Annotated in this window: 11 protein-coding genes; 1 reads left to right on the plus strand and 10 read right to left on the minus strand. The window is 37.1% G+C overall.

Annotated features, from left to right (window positions below; translation table 11 throughout):
* Window positions 1-12: 12 nt before the first annotated feature.
* The 4 genes from J7E16_RS00695 to J7E16_RS00710 all read right to left on the minus strand — a co-directional run bounded on the left by J7E16_RS00695 (window position 13) and on the right by J7E16_RS00710 (window position 2,347).
* A complete protein-coding gene (locus J7E16_RS00695) occupies window positions 13-846 on the minus strand; it encodes a hypothetical protein (RefSeq protein WP_214887509.1) in 834 nt (277 codons plus the stop codon).
* On the minus strand, window positions 843-1,532 hold the full coding sequence (locus J7E16_RS00700; protein WP_214887511.1) for an ABC transporter ATP-binding protein: 690 nt from the start codon (window positions 1,530-1,532) through the stop codon (window positions 843-845). The genes J7E16_RS00695 and J7E16_RS00700 overlap by 4 nt, the downstream gene beginning before the upstream one ends.
* Before the next feature lies 1 nt (window position 1,533).
* Window positions 1,534-1,920, minus strand: coding sequence for a GntR family transcriptional regulator (locus tag J7E16_RS00705; RefSeq protein WP_214887513.1), 387 nt, complete (start codon window positions 1,918-1,920; stop codon window positions 1,534-1,536).
* A gap of 265 nt (window positions 1,921-2,185) precedes the next feature.
* The gene (locus tag J7E16_RS00710; protein WP_214887515.1) at window positions 2,186-2,347 is read right to left on the minus strand and encodes a DUF3188 domain-containing protein; all 162 of its coding nucleotides are present in this window, start codon (window positions 2,345-2,347) and stop codon (window positions 2,186-2,188) included.
* A 316-nt stretch (window positions 2,348-2,663) separates the two neighbouring features.
* Here J7E16_RS00710 and J7E16_RS00715 point away from each other — a divergent pair, with 316 nt between their 5' ends.
* Window positions 2,664-3,257 (plus strand): hypothetical protein, encoded by a 594-nt coding sequence (locus tag J7E16_RS00715; RefSeq protein ID WP_214887517.1) that lies wholly within the window; start codon window positions 2,664-2,666, stop codon window positions 3,255-3,257.
* A 1,799-nt stretch (window positions 3,258-5,056) separates the two neighbouring features.
* Here J7E16_RS00715 and J7E16_RS00720 read toward each other — a convergent pair.
* The 6 genes from J7E16_RS00720 to J7E16_RS00745 form a co-directional block, all read right to left on the minus strand.
* Window positions 5,057-6,394, minus strand: coding sequence for a DEAD/DEAH box helicase (locus J7E16_RS00720; protein ID WP_214887519.1), 1,338 nt, complete (start codon window positions 6,392-6,394; stop codon window positions 5,057-5,059).
* Window positions 6,395-6,547: 153 nt separating this feature from the next.
* Window positions 6,548-7,552, minus strand: coding sequence for a Gfo/Idh/MocA family protein (locus tag J7E16_RS00725; RefSeq protein ID WP_214887521.1), 1,005 nt, complete (start codon window positions 7,550-7,552; stop codon window positions 6,548-6,550).
* A gap of 103 nt (window positions 7,553-7,655) precedes the next feature.
* The gene (locus J7E16_RS00730) at window positions 7,656-9,122 is read right to left on the minus strand and encodes an AcpB/EbpR/MafR family transcriptional regulator (RefSeq protein WP_214887523.1); all 1,467 of its coding nucleotides are present in this window, start codon (window positions 9,120-9,122) and stop codon (window positions 7,656-7,658) included.
* Window positions 9,123-9,819: 697 nt separating this feature from the next.
* Window positions 9,820-10,716, minus strand: coding sequence for an aldo/keto reductase (locus J7E16_RS00735; RefSeq protein ID WP_214887525.1), 897 nt, complete (start codon window positions 10,714-10,716; stop codon window positions 9,820-9,822).
* 155 nt (window positions 10,717-10,871) lie between these two features.
* Window positions 10,872-11,717: a metallophosphoesterase gene (locus J7E16_RS00740; protein ID WP_214887527.1), complete on the minus strand. Its 846-nt coding sequence runs from the start codon at window positions 11,715-11,717 to the stop codon at window positions 10,872-10,874.
* A 175-nt stretch (window positions 11,718-11,892) separates the two neighbouring features.
* Window positions 11,893-12,585, minus strand: a complete 693-nt coding sequence (locus J7E16_RS00745; protein ID WP_214887529.1) for a hypothetical protein — start codon at window positions 12,583-12,585, stop codon at window positions 11,893-11,895.
* Window positions 12,586-12,657 lie beyond the last annotated feature (72 nt).

Genomic DNA, 12,657 nt, shown 5'->3' on the forward strand with positions numbered 1-12,657 from the left:
CTTTGCCTCCTTTTAAACCGTTACTCTTTTATGCAACAAGTAGTGACTTACCCAGCCGCTGATTGCTATTACGAGTATTCCTAGAACCACCTCTATAATAAGGATCTCACCTGGATATAGCCAATCAAAGCCGAAGAACTCTCTGGCAATGACTGGTGATCCAAACAGGAGAAACAAGCTTCCTCCAAAAAGCAGTCCCATTATCAGCCCTTTAAAATGAAAACTTCTTTCGAATAACACGGCCGCGAAACTTAAGAAAAGTAATAGGAACCCAATACCATAATAGCTGACGAATGATGCAAATGATTTCGGTAAAAGAATCGAAAGATACATCGATACTTCACTTATTTGTCGAACCGACAGATCCAGTCTAAACTCACTTGCAACAAGTACTTCTAATAATTGACTTTCAATCAGCAATAAAATGAGTTGTATCGAAACAAGTCCAAAGACCATCAAGGCGATCGTCGTTAATTTGGACCAAAAAATGGTCATACGGGAAGTTGGCAGCATCAATAAACGGTAGATAAACGTATTCTTCCCCATCCACTCGATGTACCAGATAAAGAAACTATAAAATAATATCGCCGTTATACAGATAACGATTGGCAAGTAAAACCAGACATTATTGACGACTTCGAACATGCTTATTTCACCCGTTTCACTTAGAAACTGTTCTTTAGGGATCTTATTTTGATAGAGAGCTTCATTCAATTGGCTTATGTATTTCCTGGATGCTGCAAAAACGGCAATCACCTGCGATACGATCGTCATCCCGATCAATGCAGCATATAATTTTGCACAGCGGTTAAATTCAAAATTCACTAGTTTCAAGTACGTTTTCATGGCTGGAACACCTCTCTCATCACGTCAACAACTGATTTCCCTTCCTCTTCACGAACTTGCTCTGCATTAAATTCCCGCAAGACTAGTCCCTCATCGATCAGCACGACTTTATCGATCAAATGTTCAATATCATTGATTTCATGCGTCGTAATGATCACGCCGCGATCTTCAATCAAGTGGCTAGTAAAAACAGCCGCAATTTGTTCGCGACTAAATATATCGATACCTGAAAAAGGTTCATCCATCAACAAATAATCGACATCTAAAGCTAGCCCCAACATCAAATTTACCTTGGCTGTATTTCCCTTCGAAAGCGAAGAGATCTTTTCCTCTTTTGATAGTTTGAAAAAGCCCAATAATTCATCTGCCCGTTTTTGATTCCATGTTTGATAAAAATCGTTCATAAATTGCATAGCCTGTTCGATCCTGAATTCTGGCAGCATCGTCATCGTATCGGGAATGAGGGTGATTTTGTCATAACTATTTTTACTGATTTTTTCACCATCAATCAAAATCTCTCCGCTATTCATGGGAGTCAGGTTCATGATCGCGTTCAATATCGTGGTTTTCCCACCACCGTTGATGCCGATAATACAAGTGATCTCGCCCTTATCAGCCGTAAATGAAATACCTTTTAGAACCTTTTTCCGACCAAATTTTTTCGTTAACCCTTTTACTTGGATCATTTTACTCCTCCTTCTCTTCTACAACTCCACCAACATACTTTTCTTTGATCAATCCAATGACTTTATCAAGCGGAACTCGGATCGGACGTATGGCCGAAATAAACGAGGAGATCGCTTCTTCTAGCAATTCATCTTGAACAGCACCCAAAATAGTTGAATTTCTTGTGATCTTACTGGGTAAATTGCTCTCGGTATGGATCAAGCCTTGTTCCTCCATCTCTTTATAAGCCCGCTGAGCAGTATTGGGATTGATCTTCAATTGATTAGCCAGTTCCCGTCTAGATGGAACTTCTTGACCAGGCTCTAATACTCCTGCCGCAATCTCTTCTTTAAAATGACGCACGACTTGCTCATAAAGCGGATCGCGTTTATTGAAATTTACGTTCATAACAGCCTCCTGTTTCTCTGTATTTTCCTCTGACTGTATTAACTGTTTAATACGCACTATAAAAAAAAAGTCGTATAAACTATTTGGTACACTTCTTCTGTATTATATGATTCATACACTTTGCTGTCAATAAGTTTTCAATATTTAAAGCGTTTACCTTTTTACTAAAAGTGAACGCTCTAAACTGCTGTGATCATCATTCCTGCTTATAAACCATCACCTATATCAAATAGACATGAAGTCCACAAGCCTTTTACGTGGGTGGTCAATCGCTTTTTTTTTCTCCCTTATTGTATAAAGTAAAACCTAAAATAATCAGCAAAATACCGATTCCTAAAATGAGTATACGGCGCTCTTCAAAATCGGTAAGACCTAATATAACGACAACAAATCCAATGGCTATCGTAAATAATCCGTTTTTTATCATACTCGCTCATCCTCACTTTTTATGATCAAGATTTAGACAAAAACTTCATTTTCATTTCTTCTCATACTCATTTTCATCAAAATGAAAACGTGTGTCAACTTTTTACACTTATTTTGCCTTTAATTGTAGAATAAACCTTCTCATTTTAATTTGCTGTATGCTGTTATCCAAAAAAACGTCCACTAGATGCAGCTAATCGCAAGGTTTTATGCTTTTTATCCATTAGCGCATATCTAGCGCATATCGCTTTGTTTCTGCAATGAATCTTGGTACACTAACATTAGAGAATTTGACCAACATGAAATGAGGTAACTTAATGAATAATTTAAAGGTAGGCAGTTATTCTATTTTAACGCGCCCATTCGTTAGCCTTACTTTTTTGATAATTTTTTTTATTGTTACTGGCTGTGGCAAAAATGAACTCTCCGTGAATACTGATAGTTCTTTTTCAGATCAAAGAGAATCGACTTCTTCCCATCCAACCGCTATCGTAGCTACACCAATCGAAGCAAACAATCTAAAAAGAGATGACGGGATCATCACATTTGATGATTTTAAAGGATACTGGGCTACTTTTGACTCAAAAGAAATAGAACCGTTCCAATCCGATATCGGCAAATATACCGTTGCGATAACCGATAATGCTTTTGTTCCTGGAGAATGGGGAACCTCACTAGGTAGCAGTGACATTCTTGATCACACTATCGAAGGATCAAAACTAACCTTAAAACTTTACACACCCGATTCGAACCTTGAAAACACTGATGAAATCTACTTGTTAGAACTTGAGCTTATAAAAAAAGACAGCTTGTTTGTCTTAAAAGCCAAAAATGGATCCGTTGTTTTCTATCCCGTTACGTCACAAGAATTTTTTGACGCCGGTTGGAAAATCCCAAGTGATAATCTCTGATTTAGACGTGCAAAAAAAATCTCTCATTACCTTTCGCTTACGAAAGCCAATGAGAGATTTTTTTTACTTGTTCACTCCTACGTGTAACCCGTTTTGGCGTAGGAGTATGGGTCTTTGTTTGCTTCACTCCCACGTCAGAGTCGCTTTGACGAAGGAGTAGCACTATATTTGAGTGTCACTCCTTCGTCGAACGACGCTTCACGAAGGAGTGACGCCAAATTCTTGTTCTACTTCGTCATCAAACTTCATTTCCAAACTTCATGAAGTGCCAATTTGTCTTAACTGCTTTTGGACTTGTAAGATTCCTTGTTTACTTGTTCACTCTTACGTGTAACCCGTTTTGACGTAGCAGTGTGGATCTTTGTTTGCTCCACTTCTACTTCAGAGCCGCTTTGACGTAGGAGTAGCGCTATATTTGTGTGTCACTCCTTCGTCGAACGACGCTTCACGAAGGAGTGACGCAAAATTCTTGTTCTACTTCGTCATCAAACTTCATTTCCAGACTTCATGGAGTGCCAATTTGTCTTAACTGCATTTTAGACTTGTAAGATTCCTTTTTTACTTGTTCACTCCTACGTGTAACCCGTTTTGGCGTAGGAGTATGGGTCTTTGTTTGCTTCACTCCCACGTCAGAGTCGCTTTGACGAAGGAGTAGCACTATATTTGAGTGTCACTCCTTCGTCGAACGACGCTTCACGAAGGAGTGACGCCAAATTCTTGTTCTACTTCGTCATCAAACTTCATTTCCAAACTTCATGAAGTGCCAATTTGTCTTAACTGCATTTTGGACTTGTAAGATTCCTTTTTTCCTTTCACTTACGAAAGGTAATGGGGCCTTTTTTACTTGTTCACTCCTACGTGTAACCCATTTTGACGTAGCAGTGTGGATCTTTGTTTGCTTCGCTTCTACGTCAGAGCCGCTTTGACGTAGGAGTAGCGCTATATTTGTGTGTCACTCCTTCGTCGAACGACGCTTCACGAATGAGTGACGCCAAATTCTTGTTCTACTTCGTCATCAAACTTCATTTCTAGGCTTCATGAAGTGCCATTTTGTCTTAAATGCTTTGGAATAAGTACTAAAATTAGCATTTGAAGGAAAAAAATGATGAGGCTAGGACATAGGTCCAAGCCTCTTTGCCTATCCAACTAATGATTCTAAAGGTACTCCTAAAAGTAGACTCGTCGCTAGAAAATAAGACTACGATTGACTACCATACCTTTAACTCTTTTTATCAAAAAATTAGATGAAATTAGTTTAATCACTTACCTAAAATTTCTGTCGGAATAGGGTTTGCTTGTAGCCATGTAAAGAATTCAATGCGAATTATAGAGCTTTAACGCTTTAGCGATTAAGCTCTATTTGAGGCTTGAAAGCCCTGAAGACTTTCTTTTAGGCTTCAGGCGTTTCCATGGCTCTCCACAAGCAAACCCGTTATTCCAGAAGAAATTTATTTTAGAACATAAACACCACTTATCAACCAATTGATATGATAATAGATTGGTCTGATTACTCACCTGAAGTTTCAGTCGGAATAGGGTTTGCTTGTATCCGAAAATGAAGCACTGTGGGCAAATACCGCCCAAGTGCATCATGTTTGTAAGCTACTAAAGCAGCAACAACTATGACAACTTTTCTTTTAGGCTTCAGGTGTTTCCATGGCTCTCCACAAGCAAACCCGTTATTCCAGAAGAAATTTATTTTAGAACACCAGCACTATTTTTAAACAATCGATATGTACAGAAAAGGGGTCTGTTCATCAGTTTCCTGATAGCAGACCCCTTTTCTTATTCTCAGCTGGTTATGTACCAGCCTCTTCATTTTTCGTTTGGTTTGTCTCTTTATTTTTTGTTTTTCTGCGTGCACCTTTATTTTTGTCCACTTTTTTGCGGTGCTTTTTCTTTTTGAAAACCGGTTCGACGATTTCCGGTTTCGGTTTCGCTGCAGCTGGTTTGATAGTCTTTTTCACTTTGACCGGTGCTTTTACAGCTTCAACTCTCTCCGGCTGTTCTTCAGCTACCGGAAGTTCTTTCACAATTTCGCCACCGTGTAAATAAACGCGGCTTAATTTGATTTCCAACGACGAGATCAATTTCTTGAATTCTCTTAATTCTCGTTCATTCACTAACGTTAAAACAGTCCCTGTTTTACCCATACGAGCAGTGCGGCCTGAGCGATGAATGTAGCTTTCTTTCGTCAAAGGGACATCATATTGGATCACATACGGTAAGCCTTGAATGTCTAATCCTCTAGACCCGACATCCGTTGTTAACAATAATTTAATTTTGCCATCGCGAAACTGTTGTAAAGCTTGTTTGCGTTCGGTCTTATATTTTTCACCATGTAAGACGGCTACTGAGATTCCTTCATAGGTTAGTTTTTCAAAAGCTAATGTCAAATTAGCAACATTGTTGACAAAAACCAATCCTCTGAAATCCTTCATATGTGTCAAACGTCTAAGCGTCTCGACACGTTTACGCGTCGGTGTTTCGATATATGCGTGCAGCACTTCGCCTTTAGAACGATCATCCTCTGTGGCATCGATCCATTCTGGGTCCACATTGAACCATTTGTTTAAATCTTCCATCAATTCATTGCTGGTAGCCGAAAAGAAGCCCATTTGGCGTTGTCCTGGCATTTTATTGACTAATTTTCTGACGGTTGCCAATTGCTCTTGTTGCAACAATTGATCTGCTTCGTCCAAAATAACTGTTTTTACGGCATGTAATTTTAATTTCTTGGTTTCAGAAATTTCAAAGATACGTCCTGGAGTCCCAACGATGATCTCTGGTTTTTCTTTCAATTTATCCAGTTGGCGTTTTAAGTTTGCCCCACCGATGATGGTTTGAGCGTTTAACCCAAGTTGGCTTGCCCACTCTTGGACTACTTCTCCGACTTGAATTGATAATTCTTGTGAAGGCGTCAAGATAACAACTTGTAAACCTGCTTTAGGTTCAACTTGTTCAAGGGTTGGAAGAGTATAGGCCACTGTTTTACCCGTTCCCGTTGGTGAGATCCCTACTACGTCTTTTCCGGTTTTTAAAGGTTCATACACTTTTTCTTGAATAGCAGAAGGTTCTTTATATGCTAATGTTTCCCAATATTGTTTAAATGCGGGTAAACTATTTTCTATCATCATTTAATCCTCGTTTCTTTTGTGTTGCTGTCAACCTCTATCATATCAAAATTATTCGCTTTCGGCTAACTTTTCTGTTATCCACCGTCCTTATTTTGATAGAAAAATGAAAAAAGCTCGAATTAACTATTCGAGCTTCTCCTCATTCGTATTATTTTATCGTTTGTCTGCCGCAAAAACGATGCCGGCATCTTTACGTAGATTGGTCATCAATTGGTTCACTTGTTGGCTCAAAGTCAGCCATTCTTTGTACTCTTTTTGCTTATTAATGTCTTCAGGGAAGTTGATCACATCGGCAAAATCTTTCGCTTCATCCATCATTGGATTTTCAGACGTTTTTTTCGCGATGCTTTCTTTCAATTTTGTTCTGCAATCGATAACGTCAATCGTTGTGATCGATTCAATACTGTCCATTGACAAGGTTTTATTCAAGCCATAAATTTCAGCTGGCAAGAAGGAATTAACGATTTTACCGGTTAATATCGTTACGTCAAATTCTTTGTAGCGTAAGATGATCGTCCCTTTTCCATCTACGCCTGTTGCGATCTTAGTACAGAAATAATGACTTGTTTCCGGAACGCCAAACCACGCAAGGGCTGCATACAATGGATAGACCCCTAAATCGGCTAGAGCTCCTCCAGAAAAGTCTAATGAGAAGATGTTTGGCTCTTCACCTCTTAAAACGGCATCGTAACGAGAAGAATATTTCATATAAGTGAAGGTTGCCCCTTGCATATTTTCAAGTGATTTCACTTCTTCTTTGACGATTTTAAAGTTTTCTTCATGCACATGACGAGCAGCTTCAAATAAAAACACCTTATTTTCTTCAGCTACTCTTGCTGCATCGACCCATTCGCGTGGGTTAGAAAAAATCGGTTTTTCGACTATTACGTGTTTGCCAGCTTCCATCAAAGTGATTGCTTGTTCGTAATGCATGCTATTTGGAGAAGCGATATAAACAACATCAATATCTGAATTTGTTGCAAAGGCTTCTAAACTAGTCTCAAATACCGTTGCTTGGTACGGAACGCCAAAAGACTTGGCTTTTTCGATCGATCTTGAATACACTCCTACTAGTTGATACTCTTGTGTAGCGATTGCTGCATCCACAAATTGATTCGTGATCCAATTTGTTCCAATAATTCCTAAGTTTAATACCATTTTCAACCCCACCTAATTATCCGTTCACACTTTTAGTGCAACCGTTTTTTTATTTTATCATACCATATTTCTTTTCTTAATTGAAATCAGAGCACGCATTGATTCAATTGCTGCCTTCCTCTTTGCTTTTCTTGATCTCAGTTAGAACATTTCGAATCATTTTCCAATTTCGTTCATTTGGCGCATACTCAATACCGATAACAGGAACTTCATTTAGTGGATTCTTCCGGATCTCTTCTACTTGAGTGTCTGTTACCACAATTTCTATTTCTGAATCCTTGAATTTTTTATCCGTCTCGCTAAAGCAATGTAATTCATTAGGAAAATAGCTCTCTAAAATATCTGCTAAAAAAAATTCATGAGCCTTACCAAATTGAGAGATAATCAACACATTTGTTTTTTCTTGTAAGTACAAGATCTGAGCTGTCAACCCTTCCCAATAAACGATCAAAAGATACAAGAGCTCGATAAATTCTTGTTTTGATTCCATTATCCACCTACTGTTAGATCTACTTTCCACTTCTTCAAAAACTAATTCTATAAACGGATGGTACATGCTATCAATATTCACCAACGTATTCTTAGTGTGATTGATCAGAAAAAAATTGCTTCCTTGAAATTCTCTATTGTAGACGATATGATGAAAAATATTTCGTTGCACAACGTCTTTATTTGGCAGCACAAAAGAATATTTCTCAGAAAAATCTGTTAAAAATTGGCCAATGTATTGAAAAATAGCCAGTAATTCTTTTGACAATTGGTTGAGTTGAGGCTCAGGATTCAGATGTTGATCAGTAAAATAAAAGCCCATAAATTCGACTTCTGACTTTTGAATAGTCAGCGGTATATCTTTCAAGAGATCTTCAATAATTGCTAGAACCGTCTGACTCACTTTAATAGGAGCTGTATATTCCTGCAGTATGTATCCTTTGCTGATACGTTCGAGGCAAATAAGCAAGCAGATAGCTATTTTATTTTCCACGATATGTGATAGAGTTAAGTCTGTTTTTTTTTCAAGTTCTTGTATCATACATCTGGCTTCAGTGAATTCAACATGTTGGTTTCCAGCCATTTTAGTCCCATATTTTTCCCAGAAAAAAATACTGTAGAAATACCTAATCTGTTTCTCTGACCCTATTATCCTCATAGGTTTTTTTTGAATGGTCAAATTATATTCTTCAAGAAATAAATTGATTTGTTTGATACTGCGGATAATAGAAGATGTGCTGGTAAATAATTTTTCAGCGTAATCTTCAATAGATTCCAATTTTTCTTGGTACAAGCATTCTAATAGTTGATAGTTTACGTTATCAGCTAAAATTTCTTGATAAATACTTTCCATTTGAAAATAAGCTGGTAAAATCAATTTTACTCCATGGTGATTAGATGTGATCAGTTTAATGGAATTGCTGGAGAAAGTGTTGTAATAGAAAATGTCTGCTTTAACAGTGCGGACAGAGCAATTTAACCACAACGCGATCTCCTCAACTATCCACCATTCATCACTGCCATTTAATAATTCCAGTAATTCTAGACGCCTTAATGAACTTGAATCCATTAATAATCTCATAGTGATCCTCCTTCCCGCATCCTTATTTTTACTTATTCGACCTAAGCGAAGCAGAACTATTTTTCGCTAAACAAAGAATCGTCTATACCGCTAGACGATTCTTTCGAGGACGTATAAATACGGTTTTTGGTACGGGGATCCAACTCTACCACAACTTGGCATGGGGTATTGTGAGTAGATGAGGATGATGTATAGTTGGATATTATGATTAGATAAATTTAAAAAACCATCCGTAAAGATAAGTTTGCCAGACAAATCGTGGGTATACGTGATCGTTTTCAGTAGGGATAAATTAAAAACATATGGGGTATAGGTATACTTTTTTGTCCTTAAAAGTCAGTGTACGAGCTAGGAGAGGGACAGAGGTAGTAAGGCAAATGACAGTTAAATGATAAACATTTGTTCCTATTCTTCACGGCTTCACTCCTTTTTTATTATGTAAAATAACTATATCATTTTTTAATCAAATTTTCATTTCATAATCTGCACTACAACAGGCAAATTATGATCAAAATGAATGATTAAACAATAAAGTATATATAAACATTTGTCATTTTTATTTTTTCTAAAAAAAGCCAATAGATAATTGGTGCTTTAAAAACACTTTATCCATTGGCAATTGAGAGATCAGTTAGTTATAAAGTCCCATTTATTCATTAATATACCTATTTTATTTATAAATTTCAGTATTTAATAGTCATTTTTTATTTGCTCCATGCTTTTTCTCTCTATGATTGCGTCCTCTCATAACTTCAGAACGAATCAAACTGTTAGGATTTCGATCTCTATTCTGCTTATCTAGCTTGTTGATTGTATCCATGTCTTCATTTGATAGCTTAAAATCAAATACTTCGATATTTTCTTGAATACGGTCTTTGTTGCTGGATTTTGGAATTGGAATGACATCTCGTTGGGTATCCCAGCGTAATGCTACTTGTGATGCTGTCTTGCCATATTTTTCGCCAATCGTTGTCAAATGGCGTTCTTTGCTGATATTGCCTCTTTTCAATGGACTGTGAGCCATGCTTACAATATTTTCAGAATCACAAAAGTCATTTAAGTCTTCATTTGGATTTCCAGGATAAATTTCAAATTGATTGATTGCTGGACGTACTTTTGCTTCTTTTAACAATTCAGCTAAATCGCCTCTGCTAAAATTACATACTCCAATCGATTTAGCTCTGCCAGATTCATAAATAGCTTCTAACGCTCTCCACGTATCTAAATTCACTGCATCGTCTTTATCAGGCCAATGGATCATCAATAGATCTACATAAGGTTGATTCAATCGTTTTAAACTTGCTTCAAAAGCTTGAGTAGCCTTATCAAATCCAGCATCCGTTTTCCAAATTTTGGTAACTAAAAAGATTTCATCACGAGAAATACCTGAACTGATAGCACGATTGACCCCGCGCCCAATATCTTCTTCATTATCATACTGTGAAGCTGTATCGATTAGTCGGTAACCTTTCATAATTGCTGAAAAAACGACATCTTCAGCCTCTTTTCCTGTCATTCCGCTTGTTCCTAATCCAATTCCCGGAATCGTGTACCCATTGTTTAACGCCATTCTGTCTAATAAGCTTTCTACCATAGTTATCCGCCTCCCAAACTTTGTTACCTTCAGTTTAAACAAGAGCGTCTCAAACTTCAAAAGAAAACACTTACAAAATAAAAAAAAGTGACTAAACACAAAATACTGGCTTTGTGTTTAGTCACTTCCCCTTTTGATTGCTTATTTTTAATTTCTTAATGCAGGACGATAACGACTATTTCTGGTCGATTATTGATACGAAGTGGGAAAGTCGAATTCCCGATACCACGGCTGACCATCATCCGGTAAGCCGGCATTTCAGGGTCATAATAGATTCCGTTAGTAAATGTTGGAAACTTCCCTTGTCCTGGCGAGAACAAGCCGCCTAAGAAAGGTAATCTCACTTGTCCTCCATGAGCATGCCCGCTAAGCGTGAGGGCAGGTACACGTGTTAGATCCATTAAGTACTCTTCGAATAATTCTGGACGGTGGGCTAATAAAATACGCGGCTTTGTCCGCAAAGATTCTTCTATCATTACACCTCTTAAAATAGGCTTTGGTGTTACACTAAAATCTTCTTTTTCCGACAAACCCATCACAACTATCCCAGCTTCACCAATCGGTAACCAATCCGCTTCATCGATCAATACTCTTACACCTACAGAAGTTAATGTTGCTTCCCATTTTTGTAGATGCCCTGAATTTAGATCATGATTGCCGGTCACTGCAAAGGTTGGAGCGATCTCAACTAGTGAGCGACCCAAGAATCCTAATTCTTCTTGCGGAAAATCATCTCGCACATCGATCAAATCACCGGTCAATGCGATCATATCCGGTTTTTCTTTTGCTACTTTTTCAATCAATTTTTTTACCGATACGCCTTGACGCGGCAAATGCAAATCACTCAATTGAACTATTTTTGCTCCGCTTAAACTTTCCCCTGTAAATGGGATTTTTATTTCAATTTGTGTTCGTTCTAGTTGGGTGTTTTGTAAATATAAATAAAGAATAATGACACATACAATTGCTACCACAACACCAACTATTGTCCATCCTGACATGCTTATTCCTCCTTGACTATGCTAAACATATTTGTCTTACCTGATTTATTCACTACAATAAGCTTTTCTTATTGTATCATAGTTTTTTAAGTAAAACGGTTACATTAGATGGTTTGTTCAAAAAAAAAACAAAAAATCCGATTCTTTTTTTATAAAAGAACCGGATTTTTTTGTTTTAGTTGGTATAAATCATTTTTGTGCTTTCTAATGTGTCTGCTTTTACTGATTCAAAGAAATAATCTTCTTTGCCACTTTTGATTTCAAGATTGATAGCTTGGATTTCCTTCTCTGCATTATGGATCATTAACAATTCTATCAGCCCTTTTGACTGAGTCAAGATTTCATTAACCGTTAATCCTTCTTCAATAGTCAGTTTGATTGTAAGAAGACCGCTTACCAAGTCAAAATTATTTTTACTAACGTCCCATCTTTTTGATAGCGTTGATTTAGAAATCGCATTCACGTTATAATAAAAATTTGTCATTCTTATACCTTCACTTGTGGTTTCAACTTTATGTTCCAATTTATTTTCAGTGTTTGATTCTTCAGTTTGTATAGTGTAACCACTGTAAGTTAGAATGGTCACCTCTCGATTTTCGGCTTTTTTTAAAGCATTCGCTTGTTCCATTAACTCTTTTTCTGTACTGCCAGGATCAGCAATAGCTACAATAGGTTTTTTATTGTCCATCTGTTCTGATGAAAAGTGAGTTTGATAGGCATTAGTCAATCCATCTATTGCTTTAACAGAAACAGGTTGGAACAGATAGCCAGATAAGAATGCGGTAAATCCTAATAGTACAATTAAACTTAAACGAAGGTATCTTGTATTCCTTCTTTTTATGTGAGTTTGAACTGTTGGATTTATCATAAAAAACACCGCTCCCTATTATTCAATTAAAATTAATTATTATACAGTATATTTATTATCCTCATTAATAAT

Origin of the sequence: Carnobacterium sp. ISL-102 (genome assembly GCF_018612935.1) — a bacterium.
Taxonomy (GTDB): domain Bacteria; phylum Bacillota; class Bacilli; order Lactobacillales; family Carnobacteriaceae; genus Carnobacterium_B; species Carnobacterium_B alterfunditum.